Here is a 19,388-nt window from a genome sequence, read left to right as displayed (position 1 = left end):
CACGGAGGGTCCACGTGCTCAACCTCTTGCGGGAGAACGCCGTCCTGGCGCTCTTCGCCTGCCTCGCGCTGGGCCACCTCGTCGGGAAACTGCGGATCGGACCCATCACCCTCGGCGGGATCTGCGGCACGCTGATCGTGTCGATGCTGATCGGCGCCCAGGACGTCGGCGTCAACGCCGATGTGAAGAACGTGGCCTTCGCCCTGTTCATCTTCTCCCTCGGCTACATCGCCGGTCCCGGGTTCGTGGCCAATCTGAACGCCAAGGGCCTGCGGTTCGGCGCCTTGTCGATCATGGAAGCCGTGTTGGTGGTCGTCCTCGCGGTGTCGATCACCTCGATCGGCGGACTGGACGTGGGCACCGGGGCCGGGATCCTCGCCGGCGCGGCGACCGAATCCGCCGCGGTCGGCACCGCGCAGGAGGCCATCGCCCATCTGAGCGGGATCACCCCTGCCCGGTCCAAGGAGTTGCAGGCGCACGTCGCGACCGCCTACTCCGTCTGCTATCTGTTCGGGCTGATCACCATCGTGATCCTGACCAGCCAGCTGTTTCCGCGTCTCATGAAGATCGACCTGGCCGATGCCAGCCGCGAGCTGTGGCAGAAGATGCGCGGCGACGACGCCACCCTGGAACCGGGTCAGGAAGCCTCGATGCCGGCGCTGGTGGGCCGCACGTATCAGGTCGCGCAGGGCGACGGCAGCACCATCGCCGCTCTGGAGGACGCCGTCGAGCGGGGTGCCTCGATCGAAGGCGTCAAGCGGGGGCGGAAGGTGTTGTCCGTGGCCCCCGACCTGGTGCTCGCCACCGGCGACCGGGTACTGGTCGTGGGCCGCCGCGAGGCGGTCATGCGCGTCGGCGACGCGCTCGGTCCCGAGACGACGGGCGTTCCGGGGTTGGAAAGCCCGATAACGGTACGGGAGTTCGTCCTCACCGACCGCAAGCTGTCGGGGGAGACCGTCACCGCGGTCAACCACGCCCACCCCGTCGAGACCGAAGGTGTGTACCTGACCGGCCTCCAGCGCGTCGGTCAGGACCTCCCGGCGACCGGCGAGACCGTGCTGCGCCACGGCGACACCCTCACCGTGGTGGGCATGGCGTCGAAGGTCGACCGGTTCCAGAAGAAATTCGGCGCGAAAGTCCGGACGGAAAGCGCCGACTGGATCTACATCGGCCTCGGTATCTGCCTGGGCGTGCTGCTCGGCGAGGTGGTCATCCACATCGGCAGTGCCAACCTGACGCTGGGCACCGGCGGCGGTTGCCTGATCTCCGGTCTGGTCTTCGGCTGGTTCCGCGCGACACAACCCACATTCGGCGCCTATCCACCGGTGGCGGCCCAGACCATGAAGGATCTCGGGCTCGCCATGTTCATCGCGGTCACCGGCCTGGCGGCCGGCCCGGATGCCGGGCCGCTGCTCAAGCAGTACCCGCTGCTTCTGCCGCTCTCCGGGATCCTCATGGTGGTCGTACCGGCGTTCCTGGGCCTGTGGATCGGACGCAGGTTCCTGAAGATCGAGAAGCCGATCCTCATCGGAGCCATCGCGGGTCAGCAGTGTTCGACACCGGCGATCACCGCGATCACCAACACCGCGAACAGTTCCGTCCCCATGCTCGGCTACACGATCACATACACCCTCTCGAACTTCCTTCTGCCCCTCACCGGGCCGGTGTTCGTCGGGATCATCGGACTCAGGACGTGACGGCGGCGTACCACCCGCACAGCCGTCCACAGGAGGTGTGCGCGTGGGGTGGCTGAAGGACGAGATCTTCAAGCCCTACCCGGAACTGTTGGTCTTCCTGACCGTGGCCTTCGGGTTCCTGCTCGGCAAGATCCGGTACAGGACCATCGCGGTGGGCGCGGTGACCGGCTGCCTGATCGGCGGGCTGCTGCTCGGCGCGCTGATCGAGGTCGGCATCAACGGCACGGTGAAATCGCTGTTCTTCATCATGTTCCTGTTCGCCCTGGGCTACAAAGTCGGCCCCCAGTTCTTCCGCGGGTTGAAGAAGGACGGCCTGCCGCAGGTCGTCAACGCCGTCATCGTCTGCGTCACCGGTCTCCTGGTGTGCTGGGGGTTCGCGGAACTCCTCGACTACGGCCCGGGGTTGAGCGCCGGCCTGCTGGGCGGCGCGCTGACCCAGTCCGCGGTGATCGGCGTCGCCCAGGACGCCATCTCCCAACTCCCCGGCAACGGCGGCGCCAAGGGCCAGGCCGAGGGCAACCTGGTCGCCGTCGGCTACGCCGTCACCTACCCGCTCGGCACCATCCTGTGCGCGGTCCTGCTCGCCAACATCTATCCCGCGCTGCTGCGCCGGAACCTCGCCGACGAGAGCGCGAAGCTCGCCCGCGAGCGGCACGTTCCCAGCGACGACCCGGACCTCGGCGAGGGGTACTACGAGACGGTCCTGCGCGCCTACATCCTCACGCGGTCGGGGTACGACGGCCTGACCGTGGCCGGTTTCGAGGCCGCGCAGCAGGCCGCGGGCCGCCGTATCTACATCACCCGGATGCGGCGTGACGGGCGCCTGCTCGACCATGTCGACGAGACACCGCTGCGCCGCGGCGACGTCCTCGCGGTCAGCGCGCTGCGCGAGGACCTGGTGGCGTTCGACCCCGAAGCCGCTCTCGGGCCCGAAGCCGACGACGTCTCACTGCTCAGCTATCCGACCGAGAACCTGCACGTCGTCGTCTCCGCCAAGGACCAGATCGGACGCAGCATCACCGACGTACGCAGGGAGCCGTTCATGGCCGGCGTCTACATCGAGAAGCTGTACCGCGCCGGATCCGCGTTCCCCTTCGAACTCGGCACCACCCTCGACCGCGGCGACACCGTGGTCCTGACCGGACCGAAACGGCTCGTCGGGCCCGCGGCCGAGCGTCTGGGCACGCCGGTGCCGACGAGCTACGTCACCGACATGGTGTGGATCGGGCTGGGCATCTTCCTCGGCGGCTGCCTCGGCATCCCGGCGCTGCACGCGGGCGGTGTGCCGATCAGCCTGTCCACGTCCGGCGGCGCGCTCATCATGGGCCTGGTCTTCGGGTGGTTGCGCGGGAAGTACCCGACCTACGGAAACGTGCCGCCCGGCGCGCAGTGGTTCATGGACACCCTCGGGCTGTGCATGTTCGTCGCCGTGGTCGGGATCAACGCCGGGCCGAGCTTCACCAGCGGCCTCCGACAGGCCGGATGGGGCCTTCTGGTGTTCGGCGCCGTCGCGACCGTCGTGCCCCTCGTCGTCGGATTCGTCTTCGGCCACTTCGTCCAGAAGATCCGACTCCCCATCCTCCTGGGAGTGCTCGCCGGCGGACAGACCACCACCGCGGCGATCGGCGCGCTCAACGAGAACGCCAAGAGCCAAGTCCCCACCCTGGGCTACACGGTGCCGTACGCCGTCGGGAACGTACTGCTGACCATCTGGGGCTCGGTCATCGTCCTGCTGACCCACTGACAAGCCGAAGGATTCCGACCATGCCGAAAGCCACCTACAGCCGCGAGAAGATGCGCGCGCTCTCCGAGCTGAGCCCGTTCGAACTCAAGAGCGAGTTCATTCGACTGGCCGAGCACCACGCCGCGTCCGCGCCCCCGGCCGACCGACAAAAGCACGTCGCCGCCCTCGCCATGCTCAACGCCGGCCGGGGAAATCCGAACTGGAACGCCGCGGGGCCGCGCGAAGCGTTCCTCGCGCTCGGCCACTTCGCCGTCGAGGAGAGCCGGCGGGTATGGAGCTCGGACGACCTGGCCGGAATGCCCGCACCCGACGGCGTCGCCGCGCGCTTCGACGTGTTCCGCGCCGCTCACCCCGGCCTCCCCGGGGTCGAACTGCTGCACAGGTGCGTGCGGTACGGCGTCGAAACGCTCGGCTTCGCGCCCGACCCGTGGGTGCACGAACTCGTCGACGCCTGGATCGGCGACAACTACCCCGGACCGGACCGCATCCTGGTCCACACCGAGCAGGCCGTCCGCGCCTATCTTCATCACGAGATCTTCGACGGCGCGGTCCCCCAGGACGGTCGGATGAGCCTGTTCGCGACCGAGGGTGGCACCGCCGCCATGTGCTACATCTTCGACTCGTTGACGAAGAACGGCATCCTGCACCGCGGCGACCGCATCGCGTTGATGGTGCCGGTCTTCACGCCGTACATCGAGATCCCGGAACTGGACACATACGGCTTCGACGTCGTCGATATCGAGGCCGACCTGTTCGCCGAGGCCGGGGTCCGCGAATGGCGCTACCCGGAAGCCGAGATCGCCAAGCTCGCCGACCCCTCGATCAAGATGGTGTGCCTGGTCAACCCCAGCAACCCGCCCTCGTTGGCGTTGTCGAGCCGTGTCACCGCGCAGATCAAGGACATCGTCGCGAACCAGAACCCCGACCTGGTCATCGTCACCGACGACGTGTACGGGACGTTCGTCGACGGCTTCCGGACCCTGGCCGCGGATCTCCCACGCAACACCCTGCTCGTGTACTCCTACTCCAAGCACTTCGGCGCCACCGGCTGGCGGCTCGGCGTCATCGGACTGCACGACGACAACGTCATCGACGCGCGAATCGCCGCCCTCCCCGATCCCGAGAAACAGCGCCTCCACCGGCGATACGAGACACTTTCCCTCGATCCCGGCTCCATGCGGTTCATCGACCGGCTCGTCGCCGATTCCCGTCAGGTCGCGCTCAACCACACCGCCGGGCTCGGCTGTCCGCAGCAGGCCCAGATGGCACTGTTCTCTCTGTTCGGCCTGCTGGACGAAGGACAGGCCTATAAGGAGCTCCTCAAGCAGACCGTGCACCGGCGCCTCGGGCTGCTCCTCGAAGGCAGTGGCATGAAAGTCTCCGACGACCCCAAGCGTGCCTGCTACTACGTCGAACTCGACCTGCTCGCCGAGGCCGGCCGCGTGTACGGTCCGGGCTTCGCGAAGTTCCTGGAGAACAACTACGAGCCGGTCGACCCGCTGTTCCGACTCGCCGAACAAACCTCGGTGGTTCTTCTCAACGGTGGCGGATTCGACGGCCCGCAGTGGTCGATCCGGGTGTCTCTCGCCAACCTGAACGACCTCGATTACCTGCGCATCGGCCACGCGATCCGCGACATCTTCCGCCAGTACCACGACGAATGGGCGGACGCGGGCAGGCCCGGCGACAACGGGGACCGGTAGGGGCGGGCTCCGGAAGGTCGTGTGCGGTCAGGTCGTCGAGTGGGCGGACGCGGTGAGTCGTTCGGGGTCGAGGCCCGTCGCGGTCACCGTTCCGTGGGCGTCGATCAGCCCGAACGCCGGATAGCCCGTGATCGCGAAGGCGGTGCCCAGCGGTCCGCGGGGTGACGCCTCGACCACGACGCGGGCGACGTCGCGCAGGGCCTCCGCCTGTGCGCGGGTCGCCGCGTCGTCGCCGTGGAGCACGGCGAGCACGGCGAGCGCCTTGCGACCGCTCTCGCGTCGGGCCGCCTCGACGAACCGCGGCAGCCGCTCGGTACACGCGGGACAGTTCGGCGAGAAGAACCCGAACAACGTTTCACCCAGCCCCTCTCGCGTGATGGTCTCACCGGTCGTCGTCACGGCGGAGAAGTTCGGCGCGGTCGAGCCGACGGGCAACGCGAGAGCGGCGGGCCCGGGGCGCGAATGATCGCGCTGTGCGCGGAGTTTGCGGACGATCCCGAACGTCAGCAGCAGATTCAGCAGGCACAACACGGTCAGTACCACGACGGCGGCGATCAGGAACGGCATGGCGTTACCTCCCGAGGGGGCCGGGCGCGGAGCCGAGATCGAACAGCTCGGCCAACTCGTCGGTGGAGATCACCACGAGTGCCCCGATCACCGCGCACGACACCGCCGCCAGGGCGCCGGCGAGGTGTGTCGGGGTCGCCGCTCCGGCCGCGCCGAGGGCCAGTCCGTTTGCGGCGACCGTGATCAGCACGGCGTTGCGCACCACGTGCCGGCGGCCGATCGGTGTCGCGGACACACCGAAGCACGCGCACGACGCGTTCGTTCCCCGGCGCAGCGCGCCGAGGATGGCGATCGTGAAAGCCGCCAACAGAGGCAGGGCAACGGCGAATCCCGCGAGCCCGCGCGGTGCCGCCGCGAGCGAGAGCGCCGCGGCGATCTCGCCCACGACCACGGCGATCGCGATCGAGCGCGCCCACCGGGCCGGCGCGCCCAACTCCCTCGCGGCGGCGACGAACGCGCGAAATGCCGTGCCGCCGTGTAGTTTTCCGCCTGCGGAGGCCACCAGGACGGTGCCCAGGAGCACGCGGCAAGCAAGTAGCGCGTATCCCATCGATCGCCCTCGCTTCCCTCCACCGGACCGACCGATCGAGGCAATGTAACGCGTTGCCCGGCGTTCCCGACAGGGCCGGCGCACGCCCGCTCTGCGCGCCGGCCGAGAACGCCCGGCGATATATCAACTTGCTTGCGTGGCAAGCGTGTTGGTGGCACGGAGCATTCCGCTCCAGGGGCCGCCGGCCGGGTGGCGCCGCTGCGGGCCCGTGCCGGCCGGACCCCGCCGGGGCACTCGCGAGCACACGTTCGACGGCCCTATTGCGGTCCGCCGACCGCACGCCCTAACGTCTCGTTCCGGTGAAGTCGCTTGCCGGCTTTCCCGGTTCCACCCGTGCCGGAACATCCGCGATGAACCGTGTGATCGAAACCCCGGGTGATGAAACCGGCGTGATCGCTTTTCGGAACGACCGTTCGGGCACGTCCCCGATCACGATCGGCGTGGTCACGTCGATCGACTGGACGACGGACTTCGGAGGTTCACGATGAAGGGCACCATCGCAAAACTCGGCGACCGGCTCCTGGAACTCGCCCTCGGCCGGGAACGCGCCGGCGCCTGCTATGACGACATGGGCCAGACGTGCGCGTGTGTCGACGGCTACGAGTATCGCTACGACTGCTGGGACCGCTGCCTCCCGACCCGCTTCCCCTGCTGAGGGCGGGCAACGGTGGGGATTCCCCGCTGATGTCGACCTCGGCCGAGGCCGCCGAGGGTGACGCGTCCCCGGCGGCCCGGCTGCGGCCCCGGGCGGTGAAAGTCGCCCTGACCCTCCAGTTTCGGGCGGCGCCGGTCGGGGCGACGCTCCTGTTCGCCGCGACGGTGGCGGTCGGCATGCTGCCGGCCACCGCCGCGTGGCTCACCAAGCTGCTGTTCGACGAACTCACGCACGGCGATCGCATCGACAAAAGCCGTGTCGTCGTGCTCGCGGTCGCGCTTGCCGGGATCGGCGCGGTTACTGCCACGCTCGTGCAACTCACGGGATATCTCAACGAGTTGGTGCGACGCAGACTGGTCGCGGCGGTCGAGCGCGACCTGTTCGCCAAGGTCGACGAGTTCCGGGGCCTGCGCCGGTTCGAGGATCCCGCCTTCCACGATCGCCTGCGGCTCGCGCAGCAGGCGTCGGAGGACGCGCCCCACAACATCACCATGTTCACGCAGGAGGTGCTGCGCTCGGCCGTGTCCCTGGGCGCGTTCGTCGGTGTGCTCTTCGCGGTGTGGCCGCCGATGGTCGGGCTGCTTCTGCTCTGCGGCGTGGCCGCGCTCCTGGCCCGACTGTCGATGGCACGGCGTCAGGTCACGGTCTGGGAGATGACGTCCGGGCGCCAACGCCGGCGGTTGTTCTACCGCTCGTTGCTGATCGACCCGCGCGCGGCCAAGGAGATCCGGCTGTTCGGGCTCGGCGGATTCCTGCACGCGCGGCTGGTGCGCGCGCTCGCCGACGCCACCGATGCCGAGCTCGCGGTCGCGCGCCGCACCGCGCTCGTGCAATCGGGATTCGCCGCGCTCAACGCGCTCGTCGCGGGTCTCGGCCTGGTCGTCGTCGTGGTCGGCGCCGCCGACGGCCGATTCGGCGTCGGGGACGTGACGCTCTTCGTCGCCGCGTCGGCCGGCGTGCAGGGCGCGTTCACCGGGGTCGTCATGCAGGCCGGCCTGGCCGCGTCGGGAGTCCGCCTCCTCGGCCACTACCTCGCGCTCATGGACACGCCCGACGACCTGCCCGGCGGCACCGATCCGGTACCCGCCCTGCACGACCGCATCGAGTTCCGCGACGTGTGGTTCCGCTACGACGCCGACGGGCCGTGGGTGCTGCGCGGCGTCGACCTCGTCGTCCCGGCCGGCCGCGCGATCGGCCTCGTCGGGCGCAATGGCGCCGGCAAGAGCACGCTGGTCAAACTGCTGTGTCGGTTCTACGACCCCGAACGCGGCACGATCCGGTGGGACGGTGTCGACATCCGCACGATGAGCGTGGTCGAACTGCGCCGCCGCGTCGGGGCGACCTTCCAGGACTACATGGCGTACGACCTGACCGCCGCCGAGAACATCGGCGTCGGCGACATCGCGCACCGCGAGAACCGCGAACGGGTGCGCGAGAGCGCGAACCTGGCCGGGATCGACGCCGACCTCGCGCGTCTTCCCGAGGGATACGACACCCAGCTCAGCCGCGTCCACCGCGACCGGGACGACGCCGGGGGCGGCGTCACGCTCTCGGGCGGGCAGTGGCAGCGGGTCGCGCTGGCCCGGTCGCTGATGCGCCGAAACGCCGACCTGCTGATCCTGGACGAGCCGAGCGCGGGTCTGGACCCGGAGGCCGAACATCGGGTGCACCGCACGCTGCGCCGGCATCGTCGGGGCCGGACGAGCCTGCTCGTGTCGCACCGCCTCGGCGCCCTGCGCGACGCCGACACGATCGCGGTGCTCGACGACGGCCGCATCGTCGAACTGGGCTGCCACGAAGAGCTGATGGCGTTGCCCGATGGGCACTACGCCCGGCTGTTCGCGCTCCAGGCCGCCGGGTACGCGAACCCCACGGGGTCGACGGTCGTCGAGGAGACGCGGTGATCGGGAGGGGAGGCGAGACGACGAGCGTGCGGGCGGTGCCGGGTGGCGTGGGGGTATCGGCCGTTCTCGCGGCGGTGATCCTGGTGCTCGCCGGAGTGCGCGCTTTGCGCTCGCGCCTCGCACTCGTCCGGGTGACCGGCACGAGCATGGCGCCGACCTTCGCCGACGGCGAACGACTCCTGGTCGACCGCGCCGGGGCGGTGCGTCGGGGGGACGTCGTCGTGTTCCGCAACCCGACGGCGGCCCTCGGCGCAGATCGGGATCCGCGCTGGCTGGTCAAGCGGGTCGCGGCGCTGCCCGGCGATCCGGTGCCGGCCGAGGTGCGCGATGCCGTACGCGCCGCGAACGACGCCGTCGTGCCCGCGGGTTCGCTGGTGGTACGCGGGGATGCGCCGCGTTCCCACGACTCACGCCATTTCGGATACGTGCCGGCGTCCACCGTCCTGGGCGTGGTCGGGACCGGCACTCGAATCCGTCGTGCGCCGATCGAGCCGGCTCGCCCCCACGACGACCGAGGGGGCGGGCCGGGGTCGTCACGAGCGGGGTGACACCGACTCCCGGTACGCCCGGGCCAGGGACCGGATCAGCGTCTCCACGACCTCGTCGTTCGAGCCGAACGTGAGGCGGACGTGCGTGTCGGGGGCGTGCACATCGGCGCCGCGGATTGTCGGGATGCCGTTTCGGAGCAGCGTCGCGTCGATATCGGCGGGCGTTTCCCCCAGGTGCGCGCGGTTCACGAGCATGAATGCGCCGGCTTGGGGCCGCCCCTGTTCGGTGAGGCCCATTTCGGTGATGCCGTCGCAGATCAGGTCGCGCCCGGTGGTGGCGATGGTGCCGGGGATGTCGTGCGGTCGAAGGCGAGGCCGCGATCCGTCGCACGCATGGCTCGCCTGGCGCCCGCCATCCGTCCCACAACTACCGGTTCCTGCGGCCGTCTTCGGCATGGACCGGGCCGTCGACGGCGTGGCGGCACGAGCGGTCCTCGATGATTCCGGATTCCCGAGCGCCGCCCGGTGTGCTGCCGTACGGTTCTCGTGTCGTGCTGTGCAGCCGCGTCCGTCGGGGGGATCCGTGCGCCGTCTCCGTGTGCCGTTCGTCGCGGCCGGCCTTGCCTTGATCGTCTGCGGTTGTTCGGGCGGCGGGGGCGGCTCCGCCGCTCGTACGCCGACCGATCGGGCGCCCGCGTCGGCCGGTCGGGCCTCCGGGAGTGCCGGCACGGACGGTGGGGATCCGGGCCCCGCATCGACTCCCGCCCTGCCGAGTACCGGTCGGCTCGTCCGCACCTTCACCGACGAGTCGGGCGCGCGGCTGGACGGGCCGCTGGCTTTCAGCCCGGACGGTAAGCACATTGCCGGCCCCGGTCAGGGCGCCGACGCCTTCGTCTGGGACAGCGCGTCCGGTGCCGCGGTGAAACTGACGGACCCGGTCTTCCCCGGGCGTCCCGTGTCTTCGCTGTCGTACACGCGCGATGGCAGGGAGTTGGTGACGACGGGATATCAGGACCGCGCCTGGGATCCGGCCACCGGGGCACTGATGCCGGGCGGTTTCCCGCCGCTGACAGCTGCCCAGAACGTCGGTGGGAACCCCGACCAGGGCCTCGGGTTCGGCCGCGACGGCACGACGTTCTACGTCTATACGGGGGTGTCCGCGCCCACCGTGGCCGTGGGCACGTACACGCTGTCCGGCACCGCGCTGGCCCCGGGCGCGTCGCATCACCTGCCGTCGGCGCTCGATACGGCGGCCTACCCGCCCGTGGTCAGCCCGGACGGCCGCTCGGTCATCGGCGCCGCCGCCACGGCCACCGCGCACGCCCCTTCCCTGGTCGATCTCGCCTCGGGCACCGCCACCCCGGTCGTACTCCAACCCATCGACACGAGTCCGGGTACCGATACGACGGCGGTCGGATACAGCCCGGACGGCAAGCTCCTCGCCGTGGCCCGGTTGCAGTCCGGCGGGGAGGCGGTGACCCTGTACGACACGACGACCTGGACGAAGACCGTCTCCTTCCGCGGAAACGCGTTCGCTTTCAGTCCCGACGGCAAAACGCTCGCCGTCGGAAGCAACGACACGGGCCCTGGGGTGCAGCTGTACGCCGTCGCCGACGGCAAGGGCATCGGAACCCTTACGATGGCGGGCGAACTCGCCCATTCCCCGGGGGCCTTGGCCTTCAGCCCGGACGGCGGCGAACTGGCCGCGGCTGAGGGCTTGGCGGGGATCGAACTGTGGAGCGTGCGCCCTTAGCACTCCGTGCGCCGCACTCCCCCGGCGTCGACACGGCCGCTCGCGCGCTCGGCGGTTCCGTACCCCGGTTGTGCGCCCAGGGCGGTAGGCATCGGGAATGCGGCGTAATGGCGCGCTGGTGAAAGCCCGCCCGCCGAATCTTTCGCCCCAGAGGATGTCGATGCATTCCTCGCCATCCCCCGGGCGGTTGCGATACCGGGCGGTGGCGAATAGGGCGCGACCGCCCCACGCTGTCGCTCCGCGCCGCCGATCACGATCGCCTGCCGCATGCGAGAACGCCCGGTGGCGGGGACGCCGCGGCCGGTAAGTGGCCGAGTCGTCCCGCGCCACCGGGCGGGTAAAGCGGCACCGTCTCGAAGCGTCGACATCCGCACCTCCCGACGCGTCGACTCGGTGGCGAACATCTCGAGTTCGGTTGATTCGAGTTCGGTCGACTCCCGCTCGGGCTAACTCAGGCTCAGCGTGAGTGCCCCCGAGTAGGTGCCCGGGCGTACGAACGCCGGGGTCGTCAACGTCAGGGCGGCGTCCGCCGAAACGCTGCCGCCCGTGGCTCGGCCCCCGACCGGCGTCTGTGTGCACAACTGGGCCTGGTCCGCCCCGAGCGGCCCCGGAGTGCCGGGGGTGACCGTTCCGGGCGCGCCGTCGGCCGCCACGCACGCGGGGGTCCAGGACACGCTCCCCGCCGGGAGCTTGTCGGTGCCGTTCTCGGCCGTCAGCTCCGACATCGTGCCGGTGAGCGACCACCCGAGGTCGGTCCCTCGGGCATCGACCACGGTGACCCGGTTGAGCGCGGCGTTCAGGCGCAGCGGTTTGCCGTCGATCGTCGCGCTACCGAAGTCGATCCGACCGCCGGCCTGGGACATCGTCAGGCCGCCGGGCTTGATCTGCCCACTGACCGACTGGGTCAGCTGGGCCGGGCCCTCGCCCACCGTGTACGGCGTCCGCTTGCCGATCGCGGGGTTGCCGAACTCGTACGCCGCGACCGCGGCGGTGGTCGCCGCGGTCACCGTGAACGTCGCGGTGAACGAGCCGTTCGCGTCCGCGGTGGTGGTCACGGCGTCCTCCGTCGGTGCCCCGGGCTCGTCCTGGGGTTGGACGGTGATCTGGGCGTTCGGTGAGAACGCGGTACCGGTGACGGTCACGCGGGTGCCGACCGGACCGGTGTTCGGGCTCAGCACGAGGCCCCGCCCGCCGACCGGTACGGACACCACGGTCAACGGCGCCTCCATGGCCACCGATCCCGATGTGACCTTCAGGATCGCCGCCGTACTGGGAACCGCGCCGGCGACGTGCACCCACCCCGACAGCACGCCGTCGACGACCTTGACGTCGCTCGCGGCGATGGTCGAGTAGCCGTTGTCGCAGAATCCGCCGAACTCGGGGAAGCACATGGTCAACCCCACCGGACCGGCCGGCCAGTGCGCGCCGGACAGCGTGACCCGGGAGTTCGAGTCGACGGTGCTCGGCGTCGCGGTCAGCGTGGGCGCCTGACTGCCCTGTTCGACCGTGTACGACGCGACCACGCCGTTGCCGGAGATCGGCACGCACGTCGCCGTCGCGAGCAGGTTTCCGTTGACGATGGTCTGCACCACGATCGACTTCAGGGTGAGGTCCACCGTGGATCCGGCCGCCGCGCCGACGATCGTCGCGGGCACGGTGAACGGAGGCGGCACGATGGGCGTGTTCACCTCGATCGGTGTTTCGAACGACGGCGGCGCCACCGAGAGGTCATCGGTCGTGCCGCCGGACATGGCGAACGTGTACACGGACTTGATCGTCGCGAGCGGAATCGGGATCGGGCTGGTCGCCGGACTCCCGCCCGCCACGACGTGCATCGAGGTGGCGCCGTCACCGTGCGTCGGGTCCAGGGTCACCTCGAACCGCTGCTGCCCCTCGGGAGCGCCGACCGGGGTCGTGCACCGCATGACCGGGGTCACGGTGCCCGCGCCCGCCGACGGCGCGAGGGCCACCAGGCCGCCGCCGAGGGCCAGGGCGGCGGCGGCCGACACGGCCCAGCGATGGTGGGTCAATCTTCGGGATAGCCGTTTTGACACGTTGCTCCTTCGTGTGGACGGCCGGTGCGGACGACCTGTTCGGAGCCCGTCGGAAACGAAAGGCGTAGCGAACCATTCGCACATTTGGATCATCCATAGTCAAGAGCAAGATGCGACCCGATTCATTCGACACGTGTCACCATGATCGAGAAATACCCGGGAAACCGAATATTCTTTGCCGATATGAGTGGTCGTGAATTGCGATCATGAATTATCGATCTTGACTTTCGCCGTCGGAGAATTACGTGCCGATCCTGCTTGACGGAATCCGAAACTTCGGATTCACTCCAAATGCGCCGACAGGAACTTTCCGCAGTATCTGTCGAAAGGGGCACCTTCCATGTCACGATCCAAGGCCCTCGCGGCCGGCGCCGCCGTCTTCGCCGGTGCCATGGCCGCGACCGTCGGGCTCAGCGGCACAGCCACGGCCGGCGGCCCGTCCACCGCGAAGTACGACTGCCTGACCTCGGTCGGGGTCAGCTACACCGGCAAGAGCGCGACGTTCACCACCAACGCGTCGCACCAGATCTCGGCCACCATCGCACTCGCACCGCTGATCACCATCAACAACGGCGACCTCACGATCACCGCCAACCTCGGGGGTCCGAGCGGCACGGTCACGTTCAGCGGCACCGCCGGCACGTCCGGCCCCTTCGGTCCGGTCAACCTGGGTCCGCTGAACAAGACGGCGGGCACGATCTCCGCCGGTCAGGCCCTGACCGTGATCCAGTCGGCCAGTGCGCCCAGCGCCACGAACTGGTCGGTCAAGCTGCACCACAACCCCAACAACGTCGACATCTGGTGTGTCGGCAAGAGCGCGTTCAGCCCGGCTTTGACCTACTGATCCACCAGCCCGCCCTCGGCGCGGCGGGGGATCGACGGCAGGGGGTTCGACGCCGCTTCGATCGTCACGTAAGGGCCGGCCAGGCCCGAAGTGCCGTCGAACCCCGGTGCGCGCGACGTCGCCACGCCACGACGTCGCGACCTCGCGACGGCCCGACTCCCGACCCTCGGCCGCGCGACGAGCCGCCGTCCGCGCCGTCTATGCCGAGTGATCGCCGGTCTTCCGACGTCCCCTCCCCCGCGGGCTCGGACAACTCCCCCACCGCGCCACCGATATCGGCTCACGTGGCCTGTTGGTCTTCCGTCCCGGCGATGGACTGCAATGCGATCAGTTGTGCCTGACCGTTGCCCGCCGACCAACCGTCGAGAGCGTTCTCGGTCAGCGTGACGAACACGTCGCCGGCACGTACGCCGACTTCGGTCAGGTTCGCTGCGATGCGTCGATACAGATCCAGCTTGAGTTCCCGACGTCGTCCGGTCACCAGGGTGATCTGTACGTAGACGATGTCCTCGCGAGCCACGTCGAGGTAGTCCGGGTCAAAGATCAACTCGTCCGGGGCGTGCGGGGTGACGATCTGGAAACGGTCCTCGGCCGGGATGCCGATGGCGTCGACAAGAGCCCGGTGGACGCCGTCGGCAATGGCGCGGCGCATGGCGGGCGGGCGGGTGGAGGCGAGGTCGATACGCACCAGGGGCATGAGTCGCTCATTTCCGTCAGTGGTCGTACGGTAGGGTGAAGTGTACGACGCTGATCGAACACTTTGCCAAGGAAGTCGATTGTCCCTACGCTCCAGTCGCCTCACGCACGCCGATCCGGCCTCGGTGTCCCTCCAGGACGCGCTCGACGCGTTGAGCGATCCGGTACGCCGCGCGATCCTGCGGGAACTCGCGGCCGCGCCGGATTGGGAACGCGCATGTGGCACATTCGACTTGCCCGTCACCAAGGCGACGCGCAGCCATCACTTCGCGGTCCTGCGCGCAGCGGGCCTGGTGGAGCAGCGGGACGAGGGATCGCGGCGTCTCAATCGGCTGCGTCGTCCCGAATTCGAGCTCCGATTTCCGGGTCTCCTGGATCTGGTCCTCCGCGAGCCGCCGCCCTCTTGAGCCGCCGCCCTCGTGAACTGCCGGAAGGGCCGCATCCGGTCGACGCTGTCGTGGGGTGGGTGCGGCACGCCGGGACGCCGTCGAGGCCGGCGATACCCCGGGAGAGCGCGGCGCGTTGCGCGGCAACGCCGCGAGCCACGCCCGCGTCCGCGCCCGCGCAGCGGGCCCGACGAACGCGGCGGTTCGACGGGTTGCGGCGCGGGCGCGTGATCGGCGGCCGGGCGCCGGGGCCGCCCGAGGGCTCATGCCCGCAGTTCGGTCCACGTCCAGGTGCCGCCGACGCGTACGTACAGGCGCTTGTCGGCGGTGTCGACGGCCATCGTGCCGTCGAGCGGGGGGTATTGGAACGACGCGTCGGTGACCGGGCCCGCGACCAGGCGCAGCGGTGGGTTGGGCTGGTTGCGGGTGGGGATGGCGCCACTGGCCTGTCCGCCGGTGTTGCCGTAGGAGTTCTCGACACGGAAGTCGCCGGTGGAACTCTGTTCGTAGTAGATGTGCGTCCCGGCGGGTTTGGTGCCGTACAGGCCGTTGACGTTGCGCAGGACGCCGGTCTGACCCTTCGCCGAGTACAGGATCACGCCGGAGTTGACGGTTTTCGTCGTGCCGCACGCGATGAGGGTGTCCTCCAGCGCGCTCACCGAGGGGGCCCAGTCGATGATGTTCTGCGGAGTGCCGTACCCGGTGGCGAAGTTGCCCGCGTACGCGTAGATGTTGCGGGCGAACACGTGTCGGCAGGACGCGTCGACCCTGAAGTGTGGTCCGCCCTTCATCGCGGATGTCTCGAACTTGCAGTCGGTGATGTGGATTCCGTTGGGATTGTTGGTTCCCGCGGTGCCCTGGGTGACCCACAGCGCGCCGGTACCGAAGTTCTCCAGGCGGCAGCCGGTCAGGTGGACCTGGTTGACGTTGTCGGTGCTGTAGCCCCATTCCCAGGTGTTCGCGGTGGAGGAGTTTCGCAGCCAGACGTTGGGGTGTCGACTGCTGTCCGCGGGGCCCGTGCAGGATTCGACGACCATGTCGTGGAATCGCGAGTCCCACAGTTCGACGGCGTCGACGGCGATGTCCGCGTTGCTCGTCAGGTATACGTCGCGAATGTGGGCGTTGTTGGTGTAGTAGAGCTCGAGCAGCAGGCCCGTCCTGCCGTTGCCGTTGAGGCCGAGGTTCTCGATCGCGCAGTAGCGCCGGTGCGTGGTGCCCTTCGCGTCGAGTGAGGGGCCGGTGCCGGAGATCCGCAGGAGGATGCCGTCGCTCTTCTTGACCAGCATGGCGGCCTTGCTGCCGGCGCCGATCAGGCGTACGCCGTCGCCGTTCACGGACAGCGCGGCGGCGGGTTTGCCGGCGACGGGCACCGGGGCCACCAGGTATCGGCCGGCGGGGAAGTAGACCGTGCCGCCTGCCTGCGACGCGGCGTCGATCGCGGACTGGACGGCCGCGGTGTCGTCCGCGACGCCGTCGCCGATCGCGCCGTGCGCCTTGACGTCGTACCAGTCCGCGGCGTTGCCCGCCGCGGTCGCCGGGGCCGATGTCGTCGCCACGACCCCGACCCCGACCGCGGTCGCCGTCACCGCGCCGGTCAGGAACGCCCGACGGCCGCCGGCTCTCCGCCGCCTTGTTCCGTCCTCCCCATCCCGCCGTCGTGCTCTTTCGTCGGACGAGTGTTCGCCGTTCATTGCCATACCCCCGTGGAAGCGCCGGACGGATCGCCCGGCTTCGGTGGATGATGCCACGGCGCGTCCTCTGCCGTTGCCTTCGCGTGAAGCGGCCACGCGAAACCCGCGCTTACCGGACACGTCGACGGGACGACGCCGGCCCGGGCAACAGCCGCGCGGGCATTCGCCGGAGGACTGCCAATTCCGTCCGAAGCGGCGAGAGTTGTATCGGCTCCGCCGCGGCGTACCTCACGCCTCGAGGTCCGGACCGCCTCGGGTACACGCTGTCGCCGAGCAATCGGCGAGCCGCAACGGCCGGGTGGGAAAAGCCTCTTGCCTTCGTCGGCGACCGGCGGGAGGATCCGGCGTCCACATCGCGTGGGCCGGCTCGGAAAGGGACGGACAATCCATGGCAACCGAAGCGCATCACCCGCCCGTTGGGACCACGAGCGATCCGGGGACGGTCCTCACTCCGATTTTCGTGGCGGACGCGTGCTCGACGTCCAAGATACTGGCGCAGGGCGGGCGCCTGTGGATGTTCACCGACCGACTCGTGTACGTGGACGTCCCCTTCGCCTCCAAACGCGGCTTCAGGACCGTCGCCGCCAGCCGCAACCACCCGCTGTTCTACTCGGCGAACAAACGTCAGGCGCGCGACGGGGACAACTTCCGGGTGGGCCGCGCCTACGACTTCACTCCCGACGAATGGGCCCGATACCTCGCCGGACAGGACGCGGACCGGATCGTGGAGATCCCCTGGGAATCCATCCAACACTCCCGAATCAAGGTCCACTGGTCCGGTGAGACCAAACTGCGCCTCGAACTCCGAGACGGCAACACGCTCGCCGTCAAGTGGCGCACCGGGTGCGGAGCCGACAGCATGCTCCAAAAGACACTGCCGTTCCAGACCCGCTGATCACGCGGTGTTCGACCCGGGCTTCCCGTCGGTGGTGTGGCGGCGGCGCCCGACGCGCGCGGCCGAGTACCCGACCGATCAGGCCAGGTGGCGGCGGGTCGTCCCGTGGCGGGCCGAGGGTGGATTGCGGGCACCGCGGCTTGGTGGTTGTTCGTGGAGTTCACGCCTTCGCCTCGCGACCTGCTGTGCGGGCTGTGCCCCGTGGAATCCGGCACGTGGGGAAGGGCGTCGACCGGTTTGCGGTCGACGCCCTTCCTTGTGTTCCGCCTGGGCCGCCACCCGGGCTCCGCGCAGCACCGGCGCCACGCGTCCGCGATCCGGCGGGCGATCGGCCGATCCGCGCGGCCGACTTTGTGCCCAAGGCCTACGAATCCGATACCGGACCTCTGCGCCGTGATCCGACGGTCAGCGCATATGGGTCTCGGTGACGCGGTGCAGGTGGACGACGACGTCATACGTCTGCGCGAGACGGATGTTGTTCATGATGTAGGGATCGGGCCAGGAGGCACCGATGCTGCGGGTAGGACGAGGTGTCCCGAGCCAGTCGCGGGCGGCGCGTGGGGCGGTGCGCGTGTCCAGGTAGTAGTCGCGCGTCGAGACCTTCTCCAGTGTCTCCTCGTTGCCGCCGGCCGCTGTCGGCCCGACCTCGCGGGGGCGGAACGGCGACGTGGGGTCGTGTGCGTCGACGGCGTTGAACCGGCCCTGTCCGAAGGTGAATCCGACGGCGACGTAGCGCGAGCCCAACGCGTCGCGGAGGAACTGGCCCTGGACCTTGGGGTACAGGTCGGTGTTGTCGGGTTCGGTGCCCACGTGGGTGTTGTGGGCGGAGAGCAGCACGCGTTCCCCGGTGTACCGCTGCCACCACGCGGTGTTGGCGGCCATGCTCTCGTCCCGGTGCAGCTGTGCCTTGGCGCCCTCGGACCCCATGAAGTCGAAGCCCTGGGACGTGCCGACCTGGGCGATGGACCTGGCGTGTTGCAGTACCAGTTGGTACTCCTTGGGATTGCCGCCCGGTCGCTGCCGTTCCAGCAGGTCGTAGGCGCTGCGGACGTCGTCGCGCATCCGCCGGCGGGTGTCGAGGGGAAGCGTGCGGCGTTGCATCATGGTGTCGCTGACGCCGGCGGTGGGGCGAGACTCCCGGTACAACCGCTGGAACTCGGGCAGCAGGGCGGGGTAATGGCGGGCGACGTAGTCGGTGACGGCGTCGAACTGCACCGTTCCGGCGTAGTTGACGTCGTTGCCGACGACACGCAGGGGGCGGCGGTCGGGGTGGCGTTGGTTCCACTCGCGCATCCAGCGGAACTGGGCGGCCATCTCATGGGTGTTCCACAGCGCTCCGCCGTTTTGGAGTTCGTCGGCCATGAGGGTGTCCAGGTTGCCGGCACCGCCGCGAACCCAGGCATCCAGGCGCAGGCCCGCGCTCCAGTGCATCTCGAACGCGAAGGTGGTGAAGCCGCGGCGTTCCACGAGGTGGCGCAGCAGTCGGTGCTTGATGTTCTGGAACTCGGCGGAGCCGTGCGTTGCTTCGCCCACCCCGAGTACCTTGGCGTCGCCGACCATGCGGTCGAAGGCACGCAGATCGGCGTCCGGGGCGGCGGGGTCCGTGGAGCCCAGTGTGTGCGCGGCCGCGGCAAGGGCCCGTACGGGATTGGTGTCGGTTGCCGATCCCGCGTGTGCGGTGCCGATCCCGCCCACGGTCGCCCCCAGGCACAGCACGATCGGCACGAAGGGGCGCAGCACCTGCCGCACTGCGCCCGAATG

Annotated in this window: 18 protein-coding genes; 11 read left to right on the top strand and 7 right to left on the bottom strand. The window is 69.6% G+C overall.

Going from position 1 to position 19,388, the window contains the following annotated elements:
* The first annotated feature begins 14 nt into the window (after positions 1-14).
* From aspT to ACH4XV_RS39475, 3 genes are read left to right on the top strand one after another with little or no spacing between them, the layout of a single operon-like run.
* Positions 15-1,697, top strand: coding sequence for an aspartate-alanine antiporter (aspT, locus tag ACH4XV_RS39485; RefSeq protein WP_395797903.1), 1,683 nt, complete (start codon positions 15-17; stop codon positions 1,695-1,697).
* A gap of 43 nt (positions 1,698-1,740) precedes the next feature.
* On the top strand, positions 1,741-3,441 hold the full coding sequence (locus ACH4XV_RS39480) for an aspartate:alanine exchanger family transporter (protein WP_395797901.1): 1,701 nt from the start codon (positions 1,741-1,743) through the stop codon (positions 3,439-3,441).
* A gap of 20 nt (positions 3,442-3,461) precedes the next feature.
* Positions 3,462-5,144: a bifunctional aspartate transaminase/aspartate 4-decarboxylase gene (locus tag ACH4XV_RS39475; RefSeq protein ID WP_395797899.1), complete on the top strand. Its 1,683-nt coding sequence runs from the start codon at positions 3,462-3,464 to the stop codon at positions 5,142-5,144.
* Positions 5,145-5,171: 27 nt separating this feature from the next.
* On the opposite strand, the gene ACH4XV_RS39470 is transcribed toward ACH4XV_RS39475, so the two are convergent.
* Positions 5,172-5,711, bottom strand: coding sequence for a TlpA family protein disulfide reductase (locus ACH4XV_RS39470; RefSeq protein WP_395797897.1), 540 nt, complete (start codon positions 5,709-5,711; stop codon positions 5,172-5,174).
* 4 nt (positions 5,712-5,715) lie between these two features.
* Entirely contained in the window at positions 5,716-6,261 is a 546-nt protein-coding gene (locus ACH4XV_RS39465) for a MauE/DoxX family redox-associated membrane protein (protein ID WP_395797895.1), read from the bottom strand.
* Positions 6,262-6,560: 299 nt separating this feature from the next.
* On the opposite strand from ACH4XV_RS39465, the gene ACH4XV_RS39460 reads away from it, so the two are divergent.
* Genes ACH4XV_RS39460 through lepB form a run of 4 tightly spaced genes read left to right on the top strand, consistent with a single transcriptional unit; the run spans position 6,561 to position 9,368 of the window.
* A complete protein-coding gene (locus ACH4XV_RS39460) occupies positions 6,561-6,749 on the top strand; it encodes a hypothetical protein (protein WP_380010446.1) in 189 nt (62 codons plus the stop codon).
* Entirely contained in the window at positions 6,746-6,916 is a 171-nt protein-coding gene (locus tag ACH4XV_RS39455; RefSeq protein WP_395797893.1) for a hypothetical protein, read from the top strand. Before ACH4XV_RS39460 ends, ACH4XV_RS39455 begins: the two co-directional genes overlap by 4 nt.
* A gap of 29 nt (positions 6,917-6,945) precedes the next feature.
* Positions 6,946-8,820 (top strand): ABC transporter ATP-binding protein, encoded by a 1,875-nt coding sequence (locus ACH4XV_RS39450; RefSeq protein WP_395797891.1) that lies wholly within the window; start codon positions 6,946-6,948, stop codon positions 8,818-8,820.
* Positions 8,817-9,368: a signal peptidase I gene (lepB, locus tag ACH4XV_RS39445; protein ID WP_395797889.1), complete on the top strand. Its 552-nt coding sequence runs from the start codon at positions 8,817-8,819 to the stop codon at positions 9,366-9,368. Before ACH4XV_RS39450 ends, lepB begins: the two co-directional genes overlap by 4 nt.
* Here the strand turns inward: lepB and ACH4XV_RS39440 are convergent.
* Positions 9,354-9,764 (bottom strand): hypothetical protein, encoded by a 411-nt coding sequence (locus tag ACH4XV_RS39440; RefSeq protein WP_395797887.1) that lies wholly within the window; start codon positions 9,762-9,764, stop codon positions 9,354-9,356. The two genes, lepB and ACH4XV_RS39440, sit on opposite strands and share 15 nt — an antisense overlap.
* Before the next feature lie 127 nt (positions 9,765-9,891).
* Here ACH4XV_RS39440 and ACH4XV_RS39435 point away from each other — a divergent pair, with 127 nt between their 5' ends.
* A complete protein-coding gene (locus ACH4XV_RS39435; RefSeq protein ID WP_395797885.1) occupies positions 9,892-11,061 on the top strand; it encodes a WD40 repeat domain-containing protein in 1,170 nt (389 codons plus the stop codon).
* 446 nt (positions 11,062-11,507) lie between these two features.
* On the opposite strand, the gene ACH4XV_RS39430 is transcribed toward ACH4XV_RS39435, so the two are convergent.
* Positions 11,508-13,115, bottom strand: a complete 1,608-nt coding sequence (locus tag ACH4XV_RS39430) for a hypothetical protein (protein WP_395797883.1) — start codon at positions 13,113-13,115, stop codon at positions 11,508-11,510.
* Positions 13,116-13,455: 340 nt separating this feature from the next.
* On the opposite strand from ACH4XV_RS39430, the gene ACH4XV_RS39425 reads away from it, so the two are divergent.
* The gene (locus tag ACH4XV_RS39425; protein WP_395797881.1) at positions 13,456-13,959 is read left to right on the top strand and encodes a hypothetical protein; all 504 of its coding nucleotides are present in this window, start codon (positions 13,456-13,458) and stop codon (positions 13,957-13,959) included.
* Between the two features lie 280 nt (positions 13,960-14,239).
* Here the strand turns inward: ACH4XV_RS39425 and ACH4XV_RS39420 are convergent, their stop codons facing one another.
* The gene (locus tag ACH4XV_RS39420) at positions 14,240-14,656 is read right to left on the bottom strand and encodes a tautomerase family protein (RefSeq protein ID WP_395797879.1); all 417 of its coding nucleotides are present in this window, start codon (positions 14,654-14,656) and stop codon (positions 14,240-14,242) included.
* A gap of 79 nt (positions 14,657-14,735) precedes the next feature.
* On the opposite strand from ACH4XV_RS39420, the gene ACH4XV_RS39415 reads away from it, so the two are divergent.
* Entirely contained in the window at positions 14,736-15,062 is a 327-nt protein-coding gene (locus ACH4XV_RS39415; RefSeq protein WP_395797877.1) for an ArsR/SmtB family transcription factor, read from the top strand.
* A 242-nt stretch (positions 15,063-15,304) separates the two neighbouring features.
* On the opposite strand, the gene ACH4XV_RS39410 is transcribed toward ACH4XV_RS39415, so the two are convergent.
* Positions 15,305-16,597 (bottom strand): glycosyl hydrolase family 28-related protein, encoded by a 1,293-nt coding sequence (locus tag ACH4XV_RS39410; RefSeq protein ID WP_395797875.1) that lies wholly within the window; start codon positions 16,595-16,597, stop codon positions 15,305-15,307.
* A gap of 523 nt (positions 16,598-17,120) precedes the next feature.
* On the opposite strand from ACH4XV_RS39410, the gene ACH4XV_RS39405 reads away from it, so the two are divergent.
* On the top strand, positions 17,121-17,627 hold the full coding sequence (locus ACH4XV_RS39405; protein WP_395797873.1) for a hypothetical protein: 507 nt from the start codon (positions 17,121-17,123) through the stop codon (positions 17,625-17,627).
* 405 nt (positions 17,628-18,032) lie between these two features.
* On the opposite strand, the gene ACH4XV_RS39400 is transcribed toward ACH4XV_RS39405, so the two are convergent.
* Positions 18,033-19,376 carry an erythromycin esterase family protein gene (locus ACH4XV_RS39400; RefSeq protein WP_395797871.1) on the bottom strand — a complete coding sequence of 448 codons (1,344 nt, stop codon included), beginning with the start codon at positions 19,374-19,376 and terminating at the stop codon, positions 18,033-18,035.
* Positions 19,377-19,388 lie beyond the last annotated feature (12 nt).

The sequence above is a fragment of the Embleya sp. NPDC020630 genome, assembly GCF_044334985.1.
In the GTDB taxonomy this organism is placed as follows: domain Bacteria; phylum Actinomycetota; class Actinomycetes; order Streptomycetales; family Streptomycetaceae; genus Embleya.
Note: the sequence above shows the minus strand (reverse complement) of the source record. Positions and strands in the feature narration are given on the sequence as shown.